Here is a 23,396-nt window from a genome sequence, read left to right on the forward strand (position 1 = left end):
ATCTTCAAGTGAAGGGGTCCCCCGCCGCGCCGCCCACCGCCAGCAGACCTCGCCTGGACACCCCCACGGGCCACCTCCGTGATCGCTCCGTCACGCTCCGACACGAGGTCTCGCAGGCTAGCGCGGGCCCCCTCCCGGCGGAAGGCGCGGCGGGCGGGAAGCGCGTCGCCGGCCGGCGGACCACCCGTACGGGCAGTCCGCCCGCGCCCCGCCGCACCCCCGCCGGTTCACGGGCACCGCGACCGGGGCGCCGTCAGGCGTGGCAGGCCACCGGCCGGCCGCCGTTCATCGCGATCATGTCCCCGAACACCGTCGCCGCGTCCAGCGGCGCCCCCTCCGGCAGCCCCTCCAGCTCCGCGTACGCGCGGTGGACGTTCGCCACCAAGCGTTCCGGTTCGCGCAGCCCGCCGAACGCGCCCAGGTCCGCCCGCCGCGCCACCTCCAGCGGGGTCAGCCCCCGGGCCCGGCCGTCCTCCGACAGCTCGGCCACGAACCGCAGGTACGCCTCCGTCGCGTCGTACACGGACGGGTCCGCGACCGGCCCGTGCCCGGGCACGACCGTCTCCGCGTCGAGCGACCGCAGCAGCTCCAGGGCCCGCAGCGAGCCGCGCAGCGAACCGCTCGCCAGGAACGGCGTCCCACCGTGGAAGACCAGGTCCCCGGTGAAGACGACGCCCCGCTCCGGCAGGTGCACGACCGTGTCACCCGTGGTGTGGGCCGGGCCCGGGTGGATCAGCCGCACCTCCGTGCCCGCGGCGTACAGGGTCATCCGTCCGCCGTACGTCACCGAGGGCGGCGTGACGCGGACGTCGCCGAAGTCGGTGCCCGGCCACAGCAGGTGCAGTTGCAGCCCCGCGGCCAGCGCCTCCCGGCGGCACTCCTCGTGCCCGACGACGGCCGCCCCGGGCAGGAACACGGAGTTGCCGTACGTGTGGTCCCCGTGGTGGTGGGTGTTGACGACGGTGTCCGGCGGGGCGGCGCCGTGGGCGAGGAGCGCGTCGCGCAGGGCCAGCGCGCGGCGCTCGGTCGCCGCGGTGTCGATCAGGACGGTCCGGGCGCCGTCGCCGACCCACCCGGCGTTGTTCAGGCACCATCCGCCGTCCGGTTGGACGTAGGCGTACACGCCGGTCGCGAGCTGGACGGTGTACGGGTCGGTCGCGGGCATCGCTGTCCCCCCGAGTCGTGGCCGAACTGGACAGGCAGAGCCTGCCAGTCCGGGGCGGCGGAGGACAGCGCGAAGGCGTCCGCGGGCGGGGGTGGGGAGATGTGTATAAGAGACAGGCACCGCGGGCGGNGATGTGTATAAGCGNCGGGGCTCAGTGGTCGTCCCAGTGCCCGTCGTGGGCGGCGTGCCGGTGCCCGTCGTGCACGTAGTCCACGTGGTCCCCGTGCGCGACCGCGGGGTGGCCGCAGGCGTCGCCGTGCTCGTGGGCGTGGCCGCTGTGGGCGATGTGCTCGCCCGGCTCGCACTCGTCCCAGTGCCCGGAGTGCCCGCGGTGCAGATGGCCGTCGTGGACGTAGTCGACGTGGTCGCCGTGGACCACGGACCGGTGACCGCAGGAAGGACCGTGGACGTGGGAGTGCGCCTGGTGTTCCCGATGCAGGACCGTCATGGCGGGGCCTCTGTGCGAAGGGTCGCTGACACTTCCAGGTTATCCCCGTACGCCCGGTAGGCCCCTCCCGGTGGAGGGCCGCTCCCCGCCGGTGGTCGGTCACCGTCAGGGCGGATCCGGAACCCGGGTACCGGGCGGCGAGCCGGTCGTGGACGGAGGGCGGCCTGCGCGCCCGGCGCGCGGCCCCGGGTCCGTACGGCGCCGAGGCGGCCCCGGGCGCGCGGTGGCGAGCCGCCGGGACCGCCGGAGGCTCCGGCCNCGGGACCGGTCCGCCCCCTTCGCGAACGGCGGGGTGACGGGCCCGGGCGGCCCGTGCCACCGGCCGCACCCGGACACCACCGCCCCGCCGCCCCGGCCGGGGAGGCGCACCGGCACGGGCGCCCGTACGCCGCCGGAGGGGTCGGCCGGGGCGCCGGGGCGCGGCGACGGCGGGCGTCCTCGGCGGAGCCCCCGTCACGGCCGGCGGGGACCGGTCCCCCCGGAGCCTCCCGCCGCCGCGCCCCGGGCACGCGTCCCGCGCAGCCGCTCCCACGCCGCGAGCCCGTCCGGCACCCACGGCCACTCGCCCAGCCGCCGCTCCAGCTCCGCCTCCGTCACGAACGCGTGCCAGGCGACCTCCTCCGCCTGCGGCGACACCGGCAGGCCGCACCGCACCTCGTACACCCGCGACCACCACGAGCCGTGCCCGCCCGGCCCATCGTCGTACAGGAAGGACACCACCGGCACCGGCCGCGGCAGACCGCGCACGCCCAGCTCCTCCTCGGCCTCCCGCAGCGCCGCCGCGTCGTACGGCTCGCCCGCGCCGACGACACCGCCGACGAACATGTCGTACCGCGACGGGAACAGCGCCTTCGACGCGGTGCGCCGGTGCACGAAGATCCGTCCGGCGGCGTCCCGCACCAGGACGAACACGCAGCGGTGGCGCAGCCCGCGGGCGTAGACCTCGGCGCGCGGGAGCCGCCCGACCACCTCGTCCCGCTCGTCGACGACGTCCAGGAGTTCCTCGCCGGGGGACGGGTGCATGTTCCCTCCTCGGATGTCCGGGTCCGCGGACGCTCCGCGGCCCGAAGGGTTGACGCGGTTACCGTCGAGTACGGATGATCGGGCACCCCCATCATCCCGGAAGGACGGACACCCATGGCCTACGACGCCGACGTGATCGTGATCGGCGCGGGCCTCGCCGGTCTCGTCGCCACCGCCGAACTGGTCGACGCCGGGCGCAGCGTCATCCTCCTCGACCAGGAGCCCGAGCAGTCCTTCGGCGGACAGGCCCACTGGTCCTTCGGCGGCCTGTTCCTCGTCGACTCGCCCGAGCAGCGCCGCATGCGCGTCCGCGACAGCCGCGACCTGGCCCTCCAGGACTGGTTCGGCACGGCCGGCTTCGACCGGCCCGAGGACCGCTGGCCGCGCCGCTGGGCCGAGGCGTACGTGGACTTCGCGGCCGGCGAGAAGCGGGCCTGGCTGCACCGGCAGGGCGTGCGCTTCTTCCCCGTCGTGGGCTGGGCGGAGCGCGGCGGCTACGACGCCACCGGGCACGGCAACTCCGTCCCGCGCTTCCACATCACCTGGGGAACGGGCCCGGCCCTGGTCGAGCCGTTCGAGCGCCGCGTCCGCGAGGGCGTCGCCCGGGGCCTGGTCCGGATGTGCTTCCGCCACCGGGTCACCGTCCTCGGCCGCACCGGCGGCGCCGTCGACACGGTCGGCGGCGAGATCCTGGAGCCGTCCGACGCTCCGCGCGGCACGGCCAGCAGCCGCGAGGTGACCGGCGCGTTCGAGTACCGAGCCCAGGCGGTCGTCATCGCCTCCGGAGGCATCGGCGGCAACCACGACCTGGTGCGCGCCCAGTGGCCCGAACGCCTCGGCACCCCGCCGAAGCGGATGCTGTCCGGGGTGCCCGCGCACGTCGACGGCCTGATGCTCGGCATCGCGGAGGCGGCCGGCGCCCACCACGTCAACCGCGACCGCATGTGGCACTACACCGAGGGCATCGAGAACTGGGACCCGGTCTGGGCCCGCCACGGCATCCGCATCCTGCCCGGCCCGTCGTCGCTCTGGCTGGACGCCCTCGGCCGCCGCCTGCCCGTGCCGCTGTTCCCCGGCTTCGACACGCTCGGCACGCTGGAGCACATCATGCGCACCGGCCACGAGCACACCTGGTTCGTCCTCGACCGGAAGATCATCGGCAAGGAGTTCGCGCTCTCCGGCAGCGAGCAGAACCCGGACCTCACCGGCAGGTCCGTACGGGACGTCATCGGCCGCGCCCGCGCCGACGTGCCGCCGCCGGTGCGGGCGTTCATGGACCGGGGCGCCGACTTCGTCGTGGAGCGCGACCTGTCCGCCCTGGTGCGCGGCATGAACGCGCTCACCGGGGAGCCGCTGATCGACGAGGCGGCGCTGCGCCGCGAGATCGTCGCCCGCGATCGGGAGATCACCAATCCCTTCACCAAGGACCTCCAGGTCACCGCCATCCGCGGCGCCCGCCGGTACCTCGGCGACCGGCTCATCCGCACCGCGGCCCCGCACCGCATCCTCGACCCGGAGGCGGGCCCGCTCATCGCCGTACGGCTGAACATCCTCACCCGCAAGTCGCTGGGCGGCCTGGAGACGGACCTGTCCTCACGGGTCCTCACCGCGGCGGGGGAACCGCTCCCGGGGCTCTACGCGGCGGGGGAGGCGGCCGGTTTCGGCGGGGGCGGCGTCCACGGCTACCGCTCCCTGGAGGGCACCTTCCTCGGCGGCTGCCTCTTCTCCGGCCGTGCGGCGGGCCGGGCCGCGGCGCGGGCCGTGGCCTGACCCGCCGGGGCGGGGCGCCCCGCCCCGGCGGCAGCGGCGCGCGGCGGGCTCAGGCGCCGTCCGGGACGGGCGTCCCCTGGTGGTGGTACATCCGCCACGGCGCCCCGGTGCCGTCCGCCGCCCGCCGCCACAGCGAGGAGCGGCGCGCCCGCCGGCCGTCCAGGACCGTCTCGTACGTCAGGTGCACCACGCCCGGCGCGAGCGGCACCCCCGCCATGCCGGAGACCTCGTGGCGGGGGCCGTCCGCCGCGGCACCGTCCATCGCGGACAGCTCGGCGAGCATCTCCTCGCGCGTCCAGCGCCGCCCCGAGGCGCCGATCTCGGTGAACTCCGGGTCGAGCAGCCGCGCCGCCTCCTCCCGCGACGCCCGCACCGCGGGCTCCAGCAGCCGCAGCTCGCCCGCGACGGCCGCGGCGACCGGGTCGGGGAACTCCGCCACGCGGAACCGCCGCGCCACCACCGAAGTCGCGTCGTCCACCGCGAAGCCCGGGTCGCCGAGCACCGCCCGCGACTCCTCCCCGTGCCAGAGCGCCTCGTACGCGGCCCGCCACCCGGCCACCGAGCGGTGGCCCGTGCCCTCGCCGACGGTGTGCGCGAGGTCCACCTCGCCGAGCGGCAGCACCCGCGCCCCGGTCACCTCCAGCACCGCGACGGCCCGGCCCGCCGAGTCGGTCAGCACCGACCGCGCGCCGGGCGCGGGCAGGGGCGCGCCCAGCGCCTCGTACCGCGCGAGCAGTCCGGTCGCCGCCGTCCTCGCCCCGGTCAGGACGGCGGCGACCAGCCGGTCGCGCGGCGGGCCGCAAGGGGCCGGCTCCAGGGCGGGATCGTACGGAGGGAGGTTTCCGTGATCGCTCATGCGCCGCAGCCTTGCACGGGGACCGGCCGCGACGCCCCCCGTTTCCGGAACGCGCCTGCCGCCTCCCGCCGGACCGCGCGGCGCCCCGGCTCGTCGTGCGGCGGCGACGACCGACGTCCGCCGGCCGACCCGCCCGGCGGACGCGGCGGCACCACCGTGGGGCGCGGGCCGCGCCCCACCCGTTCCGGCGGCGCCCGGCCGCCCGCCGTTCCCCCCTTCCATACCGGCACGTAACCTCAGGCACATCTCAAATCTGACTCAAGCCCCGCCGATGTGACACCGGTCATAGCACATGCCCCTTGCGGCTGTGACGATGTGCCCCATGCCCGCCTCCGCGGTGAACCACCCTTTCCACCCGGCGCTCGGCGGCGCACCGCATGACCCTCCTCACAAAGGCGAACCCCTTTCCATGAGCGACCGACCGCTGTCCGCGGGCACCACCCCGAGCCCCGGCTCCCCGGCACACCCGGGCACCTCTCACGTCGACGTCGGCTACAACAAGGCCCTCAAGTCCCGGCACGTCAACATGATCGCCATCGGCGGGGCGATCGGCACCGGCCTCTTCCTCGGCGCGGGCGGCCGGCTCGCGGGCGCGGGCCCGTCCCTCGCGATCGCCTACGCGGTCTGCGGCGTCTTCGCCTTCTTCGTCGTCCGCGCCCTCGGCGAACTCGTCCTCTACCGCCCCTCCTCGGGCGCCTTCGTCAGCTACGCGCGCGAGTTCATGGGCGAGAAGGGCGCCTACACGGCCGGCTGGCTGTACTTCCTGAACTGGTCGACCACCGCCGTCGCGGACATCACCGCGGCCGCCACCTACGCCCACTTCTGGGCGATGTTCAGCGACATCGACCAGTGGATCCTGGCGCTGATCGCCCTCGCCGTCGTCCTCGCCGCGAACCTCATCTCCGTGAAGTACTTCGGCGAGATGGAGTTCTGGTTCGCCATCGTCAAGGTCGCCGCCCTGGTGGTCTTCATGGGCGTGGGCATCTTCCTCGTCGCCACCTCCCACGAGGTCGGCGGCCACACCCCCGGCCTGCACACGGTCGCCGACAACGGCGGGATCTTCCCGCTCGGCATGCTCCCGCTGCTGCTGGTCGTCCAGGGCGTCGTCTTCGCGTACGCCTCCGTCGAGCTGTGCGGCGTCGCCGCCGGCGAGACCGAGAACCCCGAGAAGATCATGCCGAAGGCGATCAACTCGATCATGTGGCGCGTGGGCCTGTTCTACGTCGGTTCGGTCGTCCTGCTCGCCCTGCTCCTGCCGTACACCTCGTACTCGGCCGACGAGAGCCCCTTCGTCACCGTCTTCGACGAACTCGGCGTGCCCGGCACGGCCGGCGTGATGAACTTCGTCGTCCTCACCGCCGCGCTGTCCAGCCTCAACTCCGGCCTGTACTCCACCGGCCGCATCCTCCGCTCCATGGCGATGGCCGGCTCGGCGCCGAAGTTCACCGCCCTGATGAACCGGGGCCAGGTGCCCTACGGCGGCATCCTCCTCACCGCGGGCTTCGGCGTCCTGGGCGTCGGCCTCAACTACCTCATGCCGGGCGAGGCGTTCGAACTGGTCCTCAACTTCGCGTCGATCGGCATCCTCGGCACCTGGGGCATGATCATGCTCTCCTCGCTGGTGTTCTGGCGGCGCGCCGAGCAGGGCGCGGTCGTCCGCCCGGCCTACCGCCTGCCGTGGGCCCCGTACACGCAGATCGCCACCCTGCTGTTCCTCACCTCGGTGCTGTTCCTGATGTGGTGGGGCGGCGGCGTCGGCCGGACCACCGTGAACTGCCTCCCGCTGATCGCGGCGCTCCTGGTCGGCGGCTGGTTCGCCGTCCGCAGGCGGGTGCTGGCGCTCGCCGCCGAGCGGCAGGGCTGACCCCCGGGCGGCTCACCCGGGCCACGAGAGCCGCAGCCGGCTCTCGAACCGCACGGATGAGCCGCCGAACGGGTCGGTGAACTCCAGGGCCCGCGCCAGCAGCCGCAGCGGGCGCCCGTGGTCCTCGGGCCCGTCCTCCCGGACCACCGGGTAGAGCGGGTCGTCGAGGATCGGCACGCCGAGCGCGCTCATGTGGACCCGCAGCTGGTGGGTGCGGCCGGTCTCCGGGACCAGCCGGTACCGGCCGAGCCCGCCCCGCCGCTCCACCAGCTCGATCCGGCTCTCGCTGTTCGGCTCGGCACCCGGCACCTCGTACGCGGCGACGACCCCCCGCTCCTTGACGATGTGGCTGCGCACGGTCGCCGGCAGCGCCACCCCCGGGTCGTACGGTGCCAGTGCCTCGTACTCCTTGCGCACCCGCCGGTCCCGGAACAGCGTCTGGTAGGCGCCCCGGTCCTCCGGCCGCACGACGAACAGCACGAGCCCCGCGGTCAGCCGGTCCAGCCGGTGCGCGGGCTGCAGGTGCGGCAGCCCCAGGTCCCGCCGCAGCCGGGCGAGCGCCGTCTCGGCCACGTGGCGGCCGCGCGGGGTCGTGGCCAGGAAGTGCGGCTTGTCCGCGACGACGATCCGCTCGTCGCGGTGGACGATCCCCACCTCGAACGGCACCGGCTCCTCGGGCGGCAGCTCCCGGTGGAACCACAGGATCCGCCCGGCCGCGTACGGCTCGCCACCCGTCACGGGACGCCCGTCGGCTCCGACGAACGCCCCCTCGGCGAGCATGGCGTCCACCCGGGCGGCACCGATGGCCCGCGCGTACCGCTCGACGAGGTGGTCCCGCAGGCTCCGCCACTCCCCGGCGGGCAACCGCACCCGTACGGCGTCGATCCCGCCGCGCTGCTCCAGCGGCCCGACGGTCCCGCGCATCCTCCGACGCCCCACGCCCCCACGCTAACCGACGGGGCCGGCCCCGCCGCTTCGTCGTACCCGCCTCCCGGCCGGCCGCCCGACAAGCAGAAAGACCCCGGAGAACCGGGGTCTTCGCTGGTGTCCGAGGGGGGACTTGAACCCCCACGCCCGATAAAGGGCACTAGCACCTCAAGCTAGCGCGTCTGCCATTCCGCCACCCGGACAAGGTGTCTGTCTCGCGGCCCCTGGCCGCTCCGACGTGGAAAACCATAGCAAACATTCGAGGTGCCCGATCACGCCCGTCCCGGTGCCGCCCTTGGTCGGGCGCCCCGCCGGTAGCAGGATGGCGCCAGACCAGCCACACCGGCAGCACGACGCGGGAGGAACCAGCGTGAGCGAGTCGAATCCGACCAGGACGGGCCCCGGCGCCGAGAGCGAGGTCGTCGACCTCTGCAGCGAGCTCATCCGCATCGACACCAGCAACTACGGCGACCACTCGGGCCCCGGCGAGCGGAGCGCCGCCGAGTACGTCGCGGAGAAGCTCGCGGAGGTGGGCCTGGAGCCCCGCATCCTCGAGTCCCACAAGGGCCGCGCCTCGACGGTCGCCAGGATCGAGGGCGAGGACCCCTCCCGTCCGGCCCTGCTGATCCACGGCCACACCGACGTCGTCCCGGCCGACGCCGCCGACTGGACGCACCACCCGTTCTCCGGGGAGATCGCCGACGGCTGCGTCTGGGGCCGCGGCGCGGTCGATATGAAGGACATGGACGCGATGACCCTCGCGGTCGTCCGCGAGCGGATGCGCACCGGCCGCAAGCCGCCCCGCGACATCGTCCTGGCGTTCCTCGCCGACGAGGAGGCCGGCGGCACGTACGGCGCCCGCTTCCTCGTGGACCGGCACCCGGAGCTGTTCGAGGGCGTCACGGAGGCGATCGGCGAGGTCGGCGGCTTCTCCTTCACGGTGAACGAGGACCTGCGCCTGTACCTCGTGGAGACGGCGGAGAAGGGCATGCACTGGATGCGCCTCACCGTCGACGGCACCGCCGGGCACGGCTCGATGACCAACACCGACAACGCCGTCACGGAGCTGTGCGAGGCGGTGGCCCGCGTCGGCCGCCACCGGTGGCCGGTCAGGGTCACCAAGACCGTGCGGTCCTTCCTCGACGAGCTGTCCGACGCGCTCGGCACCCCCCTCGACCCGGACGACATGGAGGGCACCCTCGAGAAGCTGGGCGGCATCGCCAGGATGATCGGCGCCACGCTCCGCAACTCCGCCGCCCCCACCATGCTCGGCGCCGGGTACAAGGTGAACGTCATTCCCGGCCAGGCCACGGCCCACATCGACGGGAGGTTCCTGCCGGGGTACGAGGAGGAGTTCCTGGCCGACCTCGACCGGCTCCTCGGACCGCGCGTGCGGCGCGAGGACGTCCACACCGACAAGGCGCTGGAGACGAGCTTCGACGGCGCCCTCGTCGACGCCATGCAGACGGCGCTGCGGGCCGAGGACCCGATCGCCCGGGCCGTGCCGTACATGCTCTCCGGCGGCACCGACGCCAAGTCCTTCGACGACCTCGGCATCCGCTGCTTCGGGTTCGCCCCGCTCCGGCTGCCGCCGGACCTGGACTTCGCCGGGATGTTCCACGGCGTGGACGAGCGGGTCCCGGTGGACGGCCTGCAGTTCGGCGTGCGGGTCCTGGACCGCTTCATCGACGCGAGCTGAAAGTCGGATGGAACGACCCTCCAATAATCGTCCATGTGTACACATCGGACTGGAAAGGGTGAACGAAACCGTCACCTCGTAGCCTCCCGCCTTCACCCCTCGTTACAGGTGGTGCGGTCCGCGGCTGGGACCGCACTGCCAACCAGGAGGTAAAGATGATCAAGAAGGTTGTCGCGACCGCGGCCGCCACCGGCGGTCTGATGCTGGCCGGCGCGGGTGTGGCCGTCGCCGACGCGGGCGCCCACGGGGCGGCCTTCGGCTCCCCGGGCACCCTCTCGGGCAACGTGGTCCAGGCTCCGGTCCACGTGCCGGTCAACGTCTGTGGCAACACGGTCAACGTCGTCGGGCTGCTGAACCCCACCTTCGGCAACACCTGCATCAACGACTGAGTCGTCACCTGACGCTGAGTCCCGGCCCCTCGGGGGTCGGAGCCCGGCCGGCCTCGGGGCGCTCCGCGCGCCCCGGGGCCGGTGGGCATTCGGCTCCCGCGCGAGGTGCGCGGGGGCAACCGGAAGTCAAGAAGGCAGGAACAAGCTATGCGACAGGTCACGCGCAAGGGCCTGACCATTGTGGCGGCGGCGGGCGGCGTGCTCGCTCTCGGCGGCTACGCCCACGCGGCCACGGGGGCCGGGGCGGACGGTGCCGCGGTCAAGTCCCCGGGCATCGCGTCCGGCAACAACGTGCAGGCGCCGATCAACGCCCCGGTGAACGTCTGCGGCAACACCGTCGACGTCGCCGGCGTGCTCAACCCGGCGTTCGGCAACGAGTGCGTCAACGAGTCCGGCGGCGCGCAGGCGAACGGCTCGGCCGCCGGCTCGCGGGGCGTGGCGTCCGGCAACAACGTGCAGGCCCCGGTGAACGCCCCGGTGAACGTCTGCGGCAACAGCGTGAACGTGGTCGGTGCCCTGAACCCGGCCTTCGGCAACGACTGCACCATCGAGGCGACGCCGGACAAGCCGACCGCCCCGAGCACCCCGGTCAAGCCCGGTATCCCGGACGAGCCCGGCACCCCGGACGAGCCCGGTACCCCGCCGAGCGAGTCCACCGCGCCCAGGGCCCCCAGCACGCCGGACGGTCCCGCGCCGCAGGGCGGCACCGCGCCGCAGGGCGGCGACCAGCTCGCCGAGACCGGCGCCTCCGCGCTCGGCCTGCTGGCTCCGGCCGGCGCCGCCGCGCTCCTCGGCGGCACGATCCTCTACCGCCGCGCCCGCGGGGCCGCGTAAGCACACCGCACCCGGCCGGGTACGGCATGGAGCGGGCCCCGCACCCACGCGGGGTCCGCTCCGTCCGTTCCACGGCCCCTCGCCCTCACCAGGTGGCGCGTACCTGACGGATGATGCGCCTCCGGAGCCGTACCCGGCGGCTCCCGTCCCGGTGCAGGCTGAGCCGGTCCAGCTCCCAGTGGCCGTACTCGGCATGATCGGTCAGCAACCGCGTCGCCTCCCTCCGGGAGACCCCCCGCGGCACGTACACATCGACAAATTCATATTCCGGCATCGCATCTATTGTGCGTGCACGGCCCCGGTACGGATAGCGTCTGCGGTATGTCTGATGCTGCGCAGCCCACCGCTGCCGAGGTACGCGCCGCCGCCGAGGCGGTCAAAGCCGCGCTCGACCGCCACCTGGCGGCGGTCGAGAACCGCACCGGTGACGACGACCCGGCGGTCTACGCCGCGTTCAACGACCTGGCCGCCGCCGCCGAGGCGTACGACGAGCGGCTCTACGACCGCTACGACGAGGTCACGCCCTTCGAGATCCCCGGAGTCGAGGACTCCCTGCCACCGTACGCGGGGCCGGCCCAGCCGAACGCGCTGAGCGTGCTGATCCGCCGCGACTACGCGGTGGCGGACCCCCAGCGACTGCTCGCCCAGGCACAGCGCATCGCCGCCGCCGAAGGCGACGACGAGACACCGGGGGCGGTCGCCGCGGCCGGCGCCGGCGTCAACGCGGCGCTCGGCGTGCTGTTCGGCGAGTACGAACCGGACGAGATCGCCTCCCGCCACAAGGAGTTCGGCCTGGAGGAGGGCGACTCCACCCTGTGGGTGGCGGCGGCCGACGAACTGCCGGAGCCGGGGGAGTGGCTCAGCACGCCCTTCGACCAGGCCGACCCGAGCCGCGTCGTCTGCCGCTTCGACGTGAGCGCCGTCTTCGACGAGGACGAGCTCTACGAGGAGGACCCGAGCGGCAGGTCCCACGAGCTGCCCTGACCCCCGCCCGCCGCGCCCGCTCCGGCGGGCGCGGCACCCCGGTCCCGGTTCACTCCCCGAACGGCTCCGCGGCGGCCTCCAGCAGGCCCCGCAGCCGCGTCACCCGCTCCTGGGACGGCGGCTCGGCGACGGCCCGGGCCAGCGCCCGGTCCACGCCGTGGACGACCGACAGGTGCCGCTCACCGCGGCCGAACGCCGTGTACACCCACGCCCGGTCCAGGCCGCCCACCGCGTCCCCCGGCAGCACCACGACCGCCGCGGGCCAGCGCATCCCGGCCGCCTGGTGCGCGGTGAGCGCCCAGCCGTGCCGCACCACCGCCTCCACCCGGTCCACCGGTACGACGACGGCTTCCGGCCGTCCCTCGCAGTCGAGGCGCAGTCCCTCCGCGTCCGCCGACACGACCCGGCCCTGCAGGGTGCGGCCCGGCGCCTCCGCGTACGCCACCCGGTCGCCCGGGTCGAAGCCGCCGAACCGCCCCGGCCCCGGATTCAGCCGCTGCTTCAGCGCCGCGTTCAGCGCCCGCGTCCCCGCCGAACCCCCGTGCCCGACCGTGATCACCTGCGTCTGCTCCGCCGGCAGGCCCAGTGCCCTCGGCACCGAGTCGGCGACCAGCTGCACCGTCCGGTGCACGGCCTCGCCCGTGTCCCGCACCGGGACGATCACGACCTCCCGGCCCGGGGCGTCCACCTGGAGCAGCTCGCCCACCGCGATCCCGGACACCAGCTCCCCGACCGGTCCCGGGTCCGGCGTGCGGGACGCGACCTGCGGGCACACCCGTGCCGCCAGCAGGTCCCCGAAGACCCGGCCCGCACCCGCCGACGGCAGGACGTGCGGATCGCCGCTCAGCACCAGCCGGCAGCCGTCCGGTACGGACTCCACGAGCGTCGCGGCCGCCTCCACGTCCAGTTGCGGAGCGTCCAGGACCACCAGCAGGTCCAGGGCGAACGCCCCGTCCTCGCCCCGTCCCGGACCGGCCGCGCCCGACAGCAGCTCCGCCACCGTGACCGCCCCCGCGTCGGGGCCGAGCCTGCGGCGGCCGTTCTCGCCGTGCACCGCGACGGCGGCGCGCAACCCCAGGCCGCGCGCCGCTCCGGCCAGCGCGACCGGTTCCGCGCGCGCCGCCTCGCCGCCCGTGTGGGCCACCAGGCCGTGCGCGGCGACCGCCCGGGCCAGCTCCGCCGGGGCGCCCTCGGCCCGCGTCCAGCGGGGGTCGGGCCCGGAGCGGGCCAGCCGGGTCAGACCGTCCGCGAGGCTCTCCTCGGCCAGGGCGTACCGGTCCAGCCCGAGGAGCGGCGGCGACCCACCGGTCACCGTCCCGGCCTCCGCCACCGCCTCCGCCCCCTCTTCGCCGTCCTCGTCCTGCTCGTCGCGGAACTCCAGCACGGCGCCCTCCGCGACGGCGTGCCGCACGGCCCCGTCAGGATCCGGTACGGACCGCTCCGCGAGCGCCGCCCGCACGGCCGCCGCCTCCAGCGCCGTGTGCCCCCGCAGCGCGGCGCGTTCCAGCAGCCAGCCCACCAGGGCGTCCGTCCGCCGTGCGTCCCCGGGGCCGCCCTCCGTGCCGAGCAGCGCCCGCGCGAAGCCGTCCGCCTGCTCCGGCCGCACGCCGGGCACGGCCAGGAGCCGCCAGGGGTCCTCGCGCAGCAGCTCGCCCGCCGCGTCCCCGAGCACGTCCGCGACCCGCGACGCCAGGGCCTCCGGTGCGCCGCCCTGGGCCAGCACGGCCCGCACGGCCCGCACGGTCTCCGGCGCCGCCGTGCGCGGCCCCGCCGGCGCGGGCGGCGCGGTCTGCNGGGGCACCTCGGGCGGGGGAGCGGTCCGGTCCGGCGCCGCCGGGGCGGGGGAGGGCGCGAACGCGACGGCCGGCTTCTCCCCGCTCTCCACGGCCCGTACCGCCGCCAGCAGGTCGGCGGCCCGCCCGCTCAGCTTGGTGCCGCTCGCGATCGGCCCGCCGCGTTCGGCCTTGCGCCGCTCGATCCGCTCCCGCAGCTCCCGCTGGGCGGCCAGTTCGGCCTCCGCCTCGGAGACCCGCCCACCGTCTCCGCCTCGTCCGCGCCCTCGCCTGCGCCCGGTCCGGTGCCCGCGGTCCCCGCCGCGTCCGCGCCGGCGTCCGGTTCCGGCCCGGCGCCGGCGGCGGGCCCGGTCCCGGGGGGTAAGGTGTGTATAANGGNNNGCGCGCCGGGGGCGGTCCCGGCGGCCGGGGAGTCGGGGTTCTCTCCCCGGGGGTGCGCGGTCACAGCGTGCTCCAGTCCTGGTCGGGATAGCGGTGCACGGGCGCCGACACGTCGTCCAGCGCCCTGCGGATCTCGTCGGGAAGACTAAGGCCCTCCACCGACAGCGCCGCCGTGAGCTGCCGCGCGGTCCGCGCGCCCACCACCGGTGCCGTCACGCCCGGCCGGTCCCGCACCCATGCCAGCGCGACCTGGAGCGGTGTCGCCGCCAGCCCGTCCGCGGCCGTCGACACGGCGTCCACGATGCGCCGCGCCGACTCGTCCAGGTACGGCTCCACGAACGGCGCCATGTGCTCCGACGCGCCCCGCGACCCGGGCGGGACGCCCTTGCGGTACTTGCCGGTCAGCACCCCCCGGCCCAGCGGCGACGACGGCAGCAGGCCCACCCCCAGGTCCCGCGCGGCGGGCAGCACCTCCCGCTCCACCCCGCGCTGGAGGAGCGAGTACTCCATCTGCGCACCGGCCAGCCGCGTCCGTACGCCCGGCGCGGACAGCTGCCACGTCGCCGCCTTCGCCAGCTGCCAGCCGCAGAAGTTCGCCACGCCCACGTAGCGGGCCCGGCCGCTGGCGACCGCTATGTCGAGGGCCTGGAGCGTCTCCTCCAGCGGCGTCCGCGGGTCGTAGGCGTGCACCTGCCACAGATCCACGTAGTCCGTGCCCAGCCGCGCCAGCGACGCGTCCAGCGCGGCCAGCAGATGACCGCGCGAACCGTCGGAGCGCCGCTCCGGATCGGGATCGGGCACGCTTCCGGCCTTCGTGGCGATGACCACGTCGCGGCGCGGCACCAGTCGCTCCACCAACTGCCCCAGCAGGTACTCGGCCTCCCCGCCGCCGTACACGTCCGCCGTGTCGACGAGGGTCCCGCCGGCCTGCCAGAACACCTTCAACTGCTCGGCCGCCTCGTGCTCGTCCGTCTCCCGCCCCCACGAGAGGGTGCCCAGCCCGATCCGGGACACGCGCAGGCCGGTGCTGCCGAGATGCCTCTGCTCCATGGCCGCGAGATTACTGTCCGGCGGCACGGGCCGAGGGACCCTGTGGACAACGCGCCCGGCGGGCGCACCGCCCCGGAGCCCGCCCGCGCGCTAGAGTCCGCACACCACGGACGTCACTGATCGGCTCAGGGGGATCGGCATGCGGCTCGGCGTCAACCTCGGCTACTGGGGAGCGGGCACGGACGGCGACAACCTCGCCGTCGCCCGGGAGGCGGACCGCCTCGGCTACGACGTCTGCTGGGCCGCCGAGGCGTACGGCTCCGACGCGCCCACCGTCCTCGCCTGGGTCGCCGCCCGGACCGAGAACATCGACGTCGGATCCGCGATCATGCAGATCCCGGCGCGCCAGCCGGCCATGACCGCCATGACCGCCGCCACCCTCGACTCGCTGTCGGGCGGCCGGTTCCGCCTCGGCCTCGGCGTGTCGGGGCCGCAGGTGTCCGAGGGCTGGTACGGCGTGGCGTTCGACAAGCCGCTCTCCCGTACGAGGGAGTACGTCGAGATCGTGCGCAAGGCCATGTCCCGCGAGCGCCTCGTCCACGACGGGGAGCACTGGACCCTGCCGCTGCCGGGCGGCCCCGGCAAACCCCTCAAGCTGACCGTCCACCCGCGGCGCGAGCACATCCCGCTCTACATCGCCGCCATCGGCCCCAGGAACCTCGAACAGACCGGCGAGATCGCCGACGGCGCGCTGCTGATCCTCCCGTCGGCGGCCCACCTGGAGGAGACCGCGCTGCGGCACGTCCGCGCCGGGCGCGAGAGGGCCGGGCTGACCATGGACGGCTTCGACGTCTGCCCCACCGTCCCGCTCGCCGTCGGCGACGACGTCGGCGCCCTCGCGGACGCGTTCCGCCCCTACACCGCCCTGTACGTCGGCGGCATGGGCAGCCGCGCGCAGAACTTCTACAACCGGCTCGCCCGGCGCATGGGGTACGAGAAGGAGGCCGCCGAGATCCAGGACCGGTATCTCTCCGGCGACAAGGACGGCGCCGCCGCGGCCGTACCGCACCGGCTGATCGACGACACGACGCTGCTCGGACCCGTCGGGCGGATCGCCGACCGGATGCAGGCGTACGCGGCGGCCGGCGTCACCACCCTCACCCTGGCCCCCGCCGGCGCCACCCTCGACGAGCGGATCGCCGCGCTGCGCGCCGGCGTCGAGGCGCTGGAGCGTGCCGGCCTCGCCGGCTGACCGCGCCCCGGACCGCGTCCCACGGCCGCCGGGCAGGCCTGCGGCCGTGGTGGGGGCTCGGGGTCATCCCCGCCACGGCCGTCACGCAGCACAACGCGCCACCCGCCCGCCGGTTACGCACCGGGGCGGACGGCCCCGTCGGCTGCCCCGTTCGGCGCAGCGGAGGCGGCGTGCTGTTGCCGCCCCTCCCGCGCGGGCTTTGACTCGTGCCGACACACGGAGGTGACAGCGATGCTCTCGGCCCGCGGCCTGTTCCAGGAGATCGTCGACAACGACGACGCCTACCGGCTGTTCTGCTCGATCGCGGCCGGCGGCGAGGCGCAGGGAGGCTGGGAGAACGGCCGGATCGCCGCCCTGGTGCCCCCGTCCCTGAGCCGCCTGGCCCCCAGGATCGCCCGGCACGGCGCCGACGAGGAGAAGCACGGCCGCATCTTCCTCGGGCTGCTGAGGAAGCGGGGGCTCGATCCGGTGCCCGTCCCGCCCGAGGCCGACTACACGATGCTCCTCGAACGCTCCGGCATCGGCCTCGCCCACGACAGGCTGCGCCGCGACGAGCCGCTCACCGAGCACGACATCGTCGTCTACCTCTCGCACAGCCGCGTCACCGAGCAGCGCGCCGCCGAGCAGATGGACCTGCTCGTACGGCACTTCGGCGACCACCCGGAGATCGGCAGGGCCGTCCGGGCGATCGGCCGCGACGAGGACGCCCACCTCGCGTACTGCCACGAGGAGCTGCTGCGCCTGGCCCGTGCCGGGCACGGCGGCGCCATCCGGAGCACCCTGCGCGAGTGCGCCCTCGCGGAGATCGCCGTCCACCGCGACGTGAGCCTCGCCGTCATGGACCACCTGGGCGACCTCCTGAGGTGGCCGCGCAGCAGGTCGGCCGCCCTCGCGGCGGGCATCCGCGCCCGGTACGCGTACGAGCGGGCCGGCGGCTGGCGGCGCATGGTCGCCCTCTCCCCGCCCGAGCACCGCGACGCCCTCGGCGGACCCGTCCGGACCGCGCCCGTCCCCTGAGGCGGCGCCCGCCCCCGGGCGGCCCGGACCGCCCGGGGGCGTCACAGCCAGCCGCGCCGCTTGAACAGCCGGTACAGGACGACCACCGCGGTCGCCATCAACCCCACCGCCGCCGGGTACCCCCACGTCGCGTGCAGCTCCGGCATGTGCGTGAAGTTCATCCCGTACACGCCCGCGACCATCGTCGGCACCGCCGCCATCGCCGCCCAGGCGGAGATCTTCCGCATGTCGTCGTTCTGCCGCACGCCCATCTGCGCCAGGTGCGCGGACAGGATGTCGGTCAGGAGCCGGTCCAGGCCCTCCACGTGCTCCCCGGCCCGGGTCAGGTGGTCGCTGACGTCCCGGAAGAACGGCCGCGCCTCCTCGTTCACGTACGGCACGCCCGCCCCCGCCAGCCGCTCCATCGGGCCGCCGAGCGGACCCGTCGCCCGCCGGAACTCCAGCACCTGCCGCTTGAACCGGTAGATCCGCGCGGCCGTGTTCTTCGCGTCGCCCCCCGACGGCTGGAAGACCTCCGCCTCCAGCTCCTCCAGGTCCTGCTGGAGCTCGTCGGCCACCTCCATGTAGTGGTCGACCACGGCGTCGCTCACCGCGTACAGCACCGCCGTCGGACCCTGCCGCAGCACCTCCGGCTCCGCCTCCAGCCGCCGCCGGACCTCCGCCAGCGGCGACCCCTCGCCGTGCCGCACCGTCACGACGAACGAGTCGCCCATGAACACCATCAGCTCGCCCGCGGAGACCGTGTCGCCCTCCGGCTCGTACACCACCGGCTTCAGGACCAGGAACAGCGAGTCGTCGTACACCTCCAGCTTCGGCCGCTGGTGCGCCTTCAGCGCGTCCTCCACGGCCAGCGGGTGCAGCCCGAACTCGGCCGACACGCGGTCGAACTCCTCGGCGGTCGGCTCGTGCAGCCCGATCCACAGGAAAGCGTCGAGCGCGTCCCGCGCCTCCCCCAGGGCGGTGACGATGTCGGAGGGGCCCTGGCGGCGGCGCCCGTCCCGGTAGATGGCACAGTCCACGATCACGGCGCGTATCCTTCCCCGGACCGCCGCCCGCACGCCTGCCCGCCGCCTACCCTTGTCGCCATGGCGACGTTGATCCTCGTACGGCACGGCCGGTCCACCGCGAACACCGCCGGCGTCCTCGCGGGCCGCACCCCCGGTGTCACCCTCGACGAACGCGGCGCCGCCCAGGCCGCCGCGCTGCCCGGCCGGCTCGACGGGGTGCCGCTCGCCCTGGCCGTCAGCAGCCCCCTGGAGCGCTGCCGCGGGACGCTCGCCCCGCTCCTCGCCGCCCGCCCCGGACTGGCCCTGCACACCGAGGAGCGGATCAACGAGTGCGACTACGGCGACTGGTCCGGCCGCAAGCTGGCCGAACTCGCCGACGAGCCGCTCATGGACGTCGTCCAGCACCACCCGTCCGCCGCCGCCTTCCCCGGCGGGGAGTCCATGCGCGCCATGCAGGCCCGCGCCGTCGACGCCGTACGGGACTGGAACGCGCGCGTGGCGGACGCCCACGGCGACGACGCCGCGTACGTGATGTGCTCGCACGGCGACATCATCAAGGCGCTCGTCGCGGACGCCCTCGGCCTCCACCTGGACCTCTTCCAGCGCCTCCACGTCGACCCGTGCTCCGTCACCGCGATCCGCTACACCCGCACCCGCCCCTTCCTGATCCGCCTGGGCGACACCGGCGACCTCGGCGCCCTCGCCCCCCGCGACGGCGACGCGGGGGCCGCCGCACAGGTCGGCGGCGGCGCGGGCGCACCGTGATCGCTGCGCACAGTAGGGTTGGACGCGCCGCCGGGCGGCCGTGACGTCCGACCCGCGAACCGAGAACCAAGGGAGAGGGAACGTGTCCCGTCAGGTGTTCCTCTATGACCCGCCGGAGCGCTTCGTGGCCGGTACGGTCGGGCTGCCTGGCCGCCGTACGTTCTTCCTCCAGGCGTCCGCCGGGGGCCGGACCACCAGCGTCGCGCTGGAGAAGACGCAGGTCGCGGCACTCGCCGAGCGCATGGACGAACTCCTCGACGAGGTCGTGCGCCGCACCGGGGGCAGCGCCCCGGTCCCGGCCGTCGCCCCGGCCGATATCGCCGACACCGCGCCGCTCGACACACCCGTCGAGGAGGAGTTCCGCGTCGGGACCATGGCGCTCGCCTGGGACGGCGAGGAGCAGCGGCTCGTCGTCGAGGCGCAGGCGCTCGTCGAGCTCGACGCGGAGTCCGAGGAGGACCTCGCCGAGGCGGAGGAGCGCCTCCTCCAGGACGAGGAGAACGGCCCCCCGGTGCTCCGCGTCCGGCTCACCGGGGTCCAGGCGCGGGCCTTCGCCAAGCGCGCCCTCGACGTCGTCAACGCCGGCCGCCCGCCGTGCCCCCTGTGCAGCCTGCCGCTCGACCCGGAAGGACACGTATGTCCGCGCCAGAACGGATACCGCCGCGGGGTCTGACGGCCGCCGCCGACGTGCTGGACCTGCTCGCCGGGGGCGAGCTGACGGTACGCGGCCAGGTCCGCGAGGCGTCCAACGCGGTGCTGCTGTGCTCCGTCGCGCACGGGGACGCGGAGACCGACTGCGTCTACAAACCGGTCGCGGGCGAGCGGCCCCTGTGGGACTTCCCGGACGGCACGCTCGCGCAGCGGGAGGCCGCCGCGTACGCCGTGTCCGAGGCGACGGGCTGGGACCTGGTCCCGCCGACCGTCCTGCGCGACGGACCGTACGGGCCGGGCACGGTCCAGCAGTGGATCGACGCCGACCCGTCGGCCCCGCCGCTGCTCTCCCTCGTCGAGGGCGACGAGCCGGGCGACGGGTGGCGGCCGGTGGGCCGCGCCGACGTGGGCGGGGGCCGCACGGCGCTGCTCGTCCACGCCGACGACCCGCGGCTGCGGCGGCTCGCCGTGCTCGACGCCGTGATCAACAACGGGGACCGCAAGGGCGGCCACCTGCTCCCCGCCGCCGACGGCCGGCTCCACGCCATCGACCACGGCGTCACCTTCCACACCGACGACAAGCTGCGGACGCTGCTGTGGGGCTGGGCGGGGGAGCCCCTGCCCGAGGAGGCGCTGGGCGTCCTGGCCCGCCTCGGCGCGGAGCTGGCCCCCGGCGCCCCGCTCGCCACCCGCCTGGAGCAGTTGATCACCCCGGCCGAGCTGGACGCCCTGCGGGCCCGGGTCGCGGCCCTGCGCGCCACCCGCCGGCACCCCGAACCGTCCGGCGCCTGGCCGTCCATCCCCTGGCCGCCGGTCTGACCCTCCTCCGGGAGGAGCACATCGCGGGGGCGGGCGCAAGGGCGCCGAACCGGTCACGCTCCCGCATCCGGTTCGTATCCGGAACACCCGTCCGGTTACGCTCGGACCATGCATGCCTGGCCCGCTTCCGAGGTCCCCGCTCTGCCCGGCGAGGGCCGCGACCTCCGGATCCACGACACCGCGACCGGCGGACGAGTGACCCTCACCCCCGGTCCCGTCGCCCGCATCTACGTCTGCGGCATCACGCCGTACGACGCGACCCACCTGGGTCACGCGGCGACCTACAACGCGTTCGACCTCGTCCAGCGCGTGTGGCTCGACACCAAGCGGCAGGTGCACTACGTGCAGAACGTCACCGACGTGGACGACCCCCTCCTGGAGCGGGCCGCCCGCGACGGCGTGGACTGGACCGGGCTCGCCGAGCGGGAAACCTCCCTGTTCCGGGAGGACATGACGGCCCTGCGGATGCTGCCGCCCAAGCACTACGTCGGCGCCGTCGAGGCGATACCCGGCATCGTCCCGCTCATCGAGCGCCTGCGCGACGCGGGCGCCGCCTACGAACTGGACGGCGACGTCTACTTCTCCGTCGACGCCGACCGGCACTTCGGCGAGGTCTCCCACTACGACGCCGACGTCATGCGGGCCCTGTCCGCCGAGCGCGGCGGCGACCCCGACCGCCCCGGCAAGAAGAACCCGCTCGACCCGCTGCTGTGGCTGGCCGCCCGCGAGGGCGAGCCCAGCTGGGACGGCGGCTCCCTCGGCCCCGGCCGGCCGGGCTGGCACATCGAGTGCGTCGCCATCGCGCTCGACCACCTCGGCATGGGCTTCGACGTCCAGGGCGGCGGCTCCGACCTGGTCTTCCCGCACCACGAGATGGGCGCCTCCCACGCCCACGCGCTGACCGGCGAGTTCCCCTTCGCCAAGGCGTACGTGCACGCCGGGATGGTCGCCCTGCACGGCGAGAAGATGTCGAAGTCCAAGGGCAACCTGGTCTTCGTCTCCGCGCTGCGCCGCCGGGGCGTCGACCCCGCCGCGATCCGCCTCGCCCTGCTCGCCCACCACTACCGGGCCGACTGGGAGTGGACCGACCGGGTCCTCGACGAGGCCGTCGAGCGGCTCGGCCGCTGGCGCGCCGCGGTGTCCCGCCCCGACGGCCCGTCCGCGGACCGGCTCGTCGAGGAGGTGCGCGAGGCGCTCGCCGACGACCTGGACACGCCGGCGGCCCTCGCCGCCGTCGACCGCTGGGTCGCGCTCCAGAGCAGCGGGGGCGGCGCGGACGAGGCGGCGCCCGGCCTCGTCTCCCGCACCGTCGACGCCCTGATGGGCGTGGCGCTCTGACCCTTCCGGCCGCCTGACGGCCGCCCGGTGGAGCCGCGTCGGGTTCCCCCGGCGGTCCGCCGCGGCGCCCCGCCGTACGGCGGGGGCCGGTGCGGGACGCACGACGACGGGGCGGCACCGCGGTGGTGCCGCCCCGTCGCCGTACCCGCCTACTCCGCCGGGCCCTCCCGGCCGCCGTCCCCGGAGCCGTCGTTCGAGCCGCTGCCCGAGTCGCCCCGGTCCTCGTCCCGGGCGCCGTCCTCGCCGCCGTCCCGGCGCTCGTCCGCCGGTTCGCCGGTCCCGGTCCCGGAGGACCGCGGCGGGCGCGGGCGGCCGCCGGCCGGATCGCGCAGGTACGAGGCGTCGCCGCCGTCCGCGGCGTGCCCCGCCGTGCCGGACGGGCCGCCCTGTCCGGGGCCGCCGTCCCGCCGCCGCAGGTACCGCTCGAACTCGCGGGCGATGGCCTCGCCGGAGGCCTCGGGCAGCTCGGCCGTGTCCCGCGCCTCCTCCAGCGTCTGCACGTATTCGGCCACCTCGCTGTCCTCGGAGGCCAGTTGGTCCACGCCGAGCTGCCAGGCGCGGGCGTCCTCGGCCAGTTCGCCCAGCGGGATGCGCAGGCCGATCAGGTCCTCCAGCCGGTTGAGCAGCGCCAGCGTGGCCTTGGGGTTCGGCGGCTGCGACACGTAGTGCGGCACCGCCGCCCACAGGCTGACCGCCGGGACCCCCGCGTGGGTGCACGCCTCCTGGAGGATGCCGACGATGCCCGTCGGCCCCTCGTAGCGGGTCTCCTCCAGCTCCATCCGCCGCGCCAGGTCCGGATCGGACGTGACGCCGCTGACCGGGACCGGCCGCGTGTGCGGGGTGTCGCCGAGCAGCGCGCCGAGGATCACGACCATCTCCACGCCCAGCTCGTGGGCGAAGCCCAGCAGCTCGTTGCAGAACGAGCGCCACCGCATCGACGGCTCTATGCCGCGGACCAGCACCAGGTCGCGGGGCTTCTCACCGCCGACGCGCACCACGGACAGGCGGGTGGTGGGCCAGGTGATCCTCCGCACCCCGCCGTCCAGCCACACCGTGGGCCGGTTGACCTGGAAGTCGTAGTAGTCCTCGGCGTCGAGCGCCGCGAACACCTCGCCCTTCCACTCCCGTTCCAGGTGCGCGACCGCGGTGGAGGCGGCGTCGCCGGCGTCGTTCCAGCCCTCGAACGCGGCCACCATGACCGGGTCGATCAGCTCGGGAACCCCCTCGAGCTCGATCACCCAGGCCTCCTTCCGAAGTTCCGTGCGTACGAACCAACCTTACGGCGTTCAAGGCCCCCGCCCGCAGCCGCTTGCACACGTCCGGGTGGGGGCCCGGCTCCCACCACTACCCCCGGCGGAACCCCGGACACGCGGGCCCCGCCGGAGTCCCTCCCCGTCCCGGCGGCGCGCCCGCCGGGCACNGGG

The 23,396-nt window shown here is 75.2% G+C and carries 22 protein-coding genes, 1 tRNA gene and 2 pseudogenes; 12 read left to right on the forward strand and 13 right to left on the reverse strand.

Annotated elements, in window-relative coordinates:
* Nucleotides 1–253 precede the first annotated feature (253 nt).
* The 3 genes from MW084_RS20350 to MW084_RS20360 all read right to left on the reverse strand — a co-directional run bounded on the left by MW084_RS20350 (nt 254) and on the right by MW084_RS20360 (nt 2,636).
* Complete coding sequence (locus MW084_RS20350; protein WP_010472269.1) at nt 254–1,165, reverse strand: MBL fold metallo-hydrolase; 912 nt, start codon at nt 1,163–1,165, stop codon at nt 254–256.
* A gap of 151 nt (nt 1,166–1,316) precedes the next feature.
* Complete coding sequence (locus tag MW084_RS20355; RefSeq protein WP_010472268.1) at nt 1,317–1,613, reverse strand: hypothetical protein; 297 nt, start codon at nt 1,611–1,613, stop codon at nt 1,317–1,319.
* Between the two features lie 453 nt (nt 1,614–2,066).
* The gene (locus tag MW084_RS20360) at nt 2,067–2,636 is read right to left on the reverse strand and encodes an NUDIX domain-containing protein (RefSeq protein ID WP_010472267.1); all 570 of its coding nucleotides are present in this window, start codon (nt 2,634–2,636) and stop codon (nt 2,067–2,069) included.
* 114 nt (nt 2,637–2,750) lie between these two features.
* Between MW084_RS20360 and MW084_RS20365 the strand changes: the two genes are divergently transcribed.
* Nucleotides 2,751–4,406: an FAD-binding dehydrogenase gene (locus MW084_RS20365; protein ID WP_010472266.1), complete on the forward strand. Its 1,656-nt coding sequence runs from the start codon at nt 2,751–2,753 to the stop codon at nt 4,404–4,406.
* Nucleotides 4,407–4,455: 49 nt separating this feature from the next.
* On the opposite strand, the gene MW084_RS20370 is transcribed toward MW084_RS20365, so the two are convergent.
* Together MW084_RS20370 and MW084_RS24660 are read right to left on the reverse strand one after the other, a co-directional pair.
* Nucleotides 4,456–4,863: a nuclear transport factor 2 family protein gene (locus MW084_RS20370; protein ID WP_420833775.1), complete on the reverse strand. Its 408-nt coding sequence runs from the start codon at nt 4,861–4,863 to the stop codon at nt 4,456–4,458.
* Nucleotides 4,837–5,262 (reverse strand): annotated as a pseudogene (locus MW084_RS24660) (ASCH domain-containing protein); the annotation flags it as partial. The pseudogene MW084_RS24660 and the gene MW084_RS20370, both read right to left, overlap by 27 nt.
* 409 nt (nt 5,263–5,671) lie before the next feature.
* Here MW084_RS24660 and MW084_RS20380 point away from each other — a divergent pair.
* Nucleotides 5,672–7,126: an amino acid permease gene (locus tag MW084_RS20380; RefSeq protein WP_010472264.1), complete on the forward strand. Its 1,455-nt coding sequence runs from the start codon at nt 5,672–5,674 to the stop codon at nt 7,124–7,126.
* A gap of 12 nt (nt 7,127–7,138) precedes the next feature.
* Here the strand turns inward: MW084_RS20380 and MW084_RS20385 are convergent, their stop codons facing one another.
* Together MW084_RS20385 and MW084_RS20390 are read right to left on the reverse strand one after the other, a co-directional pair.
* Complete coding sequence (locus MW084_RS20385; RefSeq protein WP_010472263.1) at nt 7,139–8,050, reverse strand: pseudouridine synthase; 912 nt, start codon at nt 8,048–8,050, stop codon at nt 7,139–7,141.
* 118 nt (nt 8,051–8,168) lie between these two features.
* A tRNA-Leu gene (locus MW084_RS20390) sits at nt 8,169–8,256 on the reverse strand.
* A 167-nt stretch (nt 8,257–8,423) separates the two neighbouring features.
* On the opposite strand from MW084_RS20390, the gene MW084_RS20395 reads away from it, so the two are divergent.
* The 3 genes from MW084_RS20395 to MW084_RS20405 all read left to right on the forward strand — a co-directional run bounded on the left by MW084_RS20395 (nt 8,424) and on the right by MW084_RS20405 (nt 10,975).
* Nucleotides 8,424–9,752 (forward strand): M20/M25/M40 family metallo-hydrolase, encoded by a 1,329-nt coding sequence (locus tag MW084_RS20395; RefSeq protein WP_010472261.1) that lies wholly within the window; start codon nt 8,424–8,426, stop codon nt 9,750–9,752.
* Between the two features lie 155 nt (nt 9,753–9,907).
* Nucleotides 9,908–10,141, forward strand: coding sequence for a chaplin (locus MW084_RS20400; protein WP_010472259.1), 234 nt, complete (start codon nt 9,908–9,910; stop codon nt 10,139–10,141).
* Between the two features lie 147 nt (nt 10,142–10,288).
* A complete protein-coding gene (locus tag MW084_RS20405; RefSeq protein WP_010472257.1) occupies nt 10,289–10,975 on the forward strand; it encodes a chaplin in 687 nt (228 codons plus the stop codon).
* Nucleotides 10,976–11,060: 85 nt separating this feature from the next.
* Here the strand turns inward: MW084_RS20405 and MW084_RS20410 are convergent, their stop codons facing one another.
* Nucleotides 11,061–11,249, reverse strand: a complete 189-nt coding sequence (locus MW084_RS20410) for a DUF5703 family protein (RefSeq protein ID WP_010472255.1) — start codon at nt 11,247–11,249, stop codon at nt 11,061–11,063.
* Between the two features lie 47 nt (nt 11,250–11,296).
* Here MW084_RS20410 and MW084_RS20415 point away from each other — a divergent pair, with 47 nt between their 5' ends.
* Complete coding sequence (locus MW084_RS20415; protein WP_010472253.1) at nt 11,297–11,959, forward strand: hypothetical protein; 663 nt, start codon at nt 11,297–11,299, stop codon at nt 11,957–11,959.
* A gap of 49 nt (nt 11,960–12,008) precedes the next feature.
* Here MW084_RS20415 and MW084_RS20420 read toward each other — a convergent pair.
* The 3 genes and pseudogenes from MW084_RS20420 to MW084_RS20430 form a co-directional block, all read right to left on the reverse strand.
* Nucleotides 12,009–13,752: helix-hairpin-helix domain-containing protein (locus tag MW084_RS20420; RefSeq protein WP_275563728.1), on the reverse strand; the 1,744-nt coding region annotated here is incomplete at its 5' end.
* Between the two features lies 1 nt (nt 13,753).
* Nucleotides 13,754–14,127, reverse strand: a pseudogene (locus tag MW084_RS24370) (DNA helicase RecD); the annotation flags it as partial.
* A 66-nt stretch (nt 14,128–14,193) separates the two neighbouring features.
* Nucleotides 14,194–15,183 carry an aldo/keto reductase gene (locus MW084_RS20430; protein ID WP_010472249.1) on the reverse strand — a complete coding sequence of 330 codons (990 nt, stop codon included), beginning with the start codon at nt 15,181–15,183 and terminating at the stop codon, nt 14,194–14,196.
* Nucleotides 15,184–15,322: 139 nt separating this feature from the next.
* Between MW084_RS20430 and MW084_RS20435 the strand changes: the two genes are divergently transcribed.
* Nucleotides 15,323–16,375 (forward strand): LLM class F420-dependent oxidoreductase, encoded by a 1,053-nt coding sequence (locus MW084_RS20435; RefSeq protein ID WP_010472247.1) that lies wholly within the window; start codon nt 15,323–15,325, stop codon nt 16,373–16,375.
* A gap of 231 nt (nt 16,376–16,606) precedes the next feature.
* Nucleotides 16,607–17,392, forward strand: a complete 786-nt coding sequence (locus tag MW084_RS20440; RefSeq protein ID WP_010472245.1) for a hypothetical protein — start codon at nt 16,607–16,609, stop codon at nt 17,390–17,392.
* A 41-nt stretch (nt 17,393–17,433) separates the two neighbouring features.
* On the opposite strand, the gene corA is transcribed toward MW084_RS20440, so the two are convergent.
* Complete coding sequence (gene corA, locus MW084_RS20445; RefSeq protein WP_029553619.1) at nt 17,434–18,426, reverse strand: magnesium/cobalt transporter CorA; 993 nt, start codon at nt 18,424–18,426, stop codon at nt 17,434–17,436.
* Nucleotides 18,427–18,477: 51 nt separating this feature from the next.
* Here corA and MW084_RS20450 point away from each other — a divergent pair, with 51 nt between their 5' ends.
* The 4 genes from MW084_RS20450 (at nt 18,478) to mshC (ending at nt 21,972) form a co-directional block, all read left to right on the forward strand.
* Nucleotides 18,478–19,164: a histidine phosphatase family protein gene (locus tag MW084_RS20450; RefSeq protein ID WP_010472242.1), complete on the forward strand. Its 687-nt coding sequence runs from the start codon at nt 18,478–18,480 to the stop codon at nt 19,162–19,164.
* Between the two features lie 82 nt (nt 19,165–19,246).
* The gene (locus MW084_RS20455; RefSeq protein WP_010472239.1) at nt 19,247–19,837 is read left to right on the forward strand and encodes a DUF3090 domain-containing protein; all 591 of its coding nucleotides are present in this window, start codon (nt 19,247–19,249) and stop codon (nt 19,835–19,837) included.
* Nucleotides 19,801–20,634: an SCO1664 family protein gene (locus MW084_RS20460; RefSeq protein ID WP_010472237.1), complete on the forward strand. Its 834-nt coding sequence runs from the start codon at nt 19,801–19,803 to the stop codon at nt 20,632–20,634. Before MW084_RS20455 ends, MW084_RS20460 begins: the two co-directional genes overlap by 37 nt.
* 108 nt (nt 20,635–20,742) lie before the next feature.
* A complete protein-coding gene (gene mshC, locus MW084_RS20465; protein ID WP_010472234.1) occupies nt 20,743–21,972 on the forward strand; it encodes a cysteine--1-D-myo-inosityl 2-amino-2-deoxy-alpha-D-glucopyranoside ligase in 1,230 nt (409 codons plus the stop codon).
* 149 nt (nt 21,973–22,121) lie between these two features.
* Here mshC and MW084_RS20470 read toward each other — a convergent pair whose 3' ends face one another.
* Nucleotides 22,122–23,210, reverse strand: coding sequence for a PAC2 family protein (locus MW084_RS20470; RefSeq protein WP_010472233.1), 1,089 nt, complete (start codon nt 23,208–23,210; stop codon nt 22,122–22,124).
* Between the last annotated feature and the right edge of the window lie 186 nt (nt 23,211–23,396).

This window comes from Streptomyces sudanensis, assembly GCF_023614315.1.
GTDB lineage: Bacteria > Actinomycetota > Actinomycetes > Streptomycetales > Streptomycetaceae > Streptomyces > Streptomyces sudanensis.

What these genes read in the sequence shown, in the direction of transcription:
- MW084_RS20450 (WP_010472242.1), top strand. Translation starts at nt 18,478, where the DNA reads ATGGCGACGTTGATCCTCGTACGGCACGGCCGGTCCACCGCGAACACC.
- MW084_RS20350 (WP_010472269.1), bottom strand. Translation starts at nt 1,165, where the DNA reads ATGCCCGCGACCGACCCGTACACCGTCCAGCTCGCGACCGGCGTGTAC.
- MW084_RS20460 (WP_010472237.1), top strand. Translation starts at nt 19,801, where the DNA reads ATGTCCGCGCCAGAACGGATACCGCCGCGGGGTCTGACGGCCGCCGCC.
- MW084_RS20410 (WP_010472255.1), bottom strand. Translation starts at nt 11,249, where the DNA reads ATGCCGGAATATGAATTTGTCGATGTGTACGTGCCGCGGGGGGTCTCC.
- MW084_RS20355 (WP_010472268.1), bottom strand. Translation starts at nt 1,613, where the DNA reads ATGACGGTCCTGCATCGGGAACACCAGGCGCACTCCCACGTCCACGGT.
- MW084_RS20440 (WP_010472245.1), top strand. Translation starts at nt 16,607, where the DNA reads ATGCTCTCGGCCCGCGGCCTGTTCCAGGAGATCGTCGACAACGACGAC.
- MW084_RS20360 (WP_010472267.1), bottom strand. Translation starts at nt 2,636, where the DNA reads ATGCACCCGTCCCCCGGCGAGGAACTCCTGGACGTCGTCGACGAGCGG.
- MW084_RS20400 (WP_010472259.1), top strand. Translation starts at nt 9,908, where the DNA reads ATGATCAAGAAGGTTGTCGCGACCGCGGCCGCCACCGGCGGTCTGATG.
- MW084_RS20385 (WP_010472263.1), bottom strand. Translation starts at nt 8,050, where the DNA reads ATGCGCGGGACCGTCGGGCCGCTGGAGCAGCGCGGCGGGATCGACGCC.
- MW084_RS20435 (WP_010472247.1), top strand. Translation starts at nt 15,323, where the DNA reads ATGCGGCTCGGCGTCAACCTCGGCTACTGGGGAGCGGGCACGGACGGC.
- MW084_RS20405 (WP_010472257.1), top strand. Translation starts at nt 10,289, where the DNA reads ATGCGACAGGTCACGCGCAAGGGCCTGACCATTGTGGCGGCGGCGGGC.
- MW084_RS20365 (WP_010472266.1), top strand. Translation starts at nt 2,751, where the DNA reads ATGGCCTACGACGCCGACGTGATCGTGATCGGCGCGGGCCTCGCCGGT.
- mshC (WP_010472234.1), top strand. Translation starts at nt 20,743, where the DNA reads ATGCATGCCTGGCCCGCTTCCGAGGTCCCCGCTCTGCCCGGCGAGGGC.
- MW084_RS20430 (WP_010472249.1), bottom strand. Translation starts at nt 15,183, where the DNA reads ATGGAGCAGAGGCATCTCGGCAGCACCGGCCTGCGCGTGTCCCGGATC.
- MW084_RS20415 (WP_010472253.1), top strand. Translation starts at nt 11,297, where the DNA reads ATGTCTGATGCTGCGCAGCCCACCGCTGCCGAGGTACGCGCCGCCGCC.
- MW084_RS20380 (WP_010472264.1), top strand. Translation starts at nt 5,672, where the DNA reads ATGAGCGACCGACCGCTGTCCGCGGGCACCACCCCGAGCCCCGGCTCC.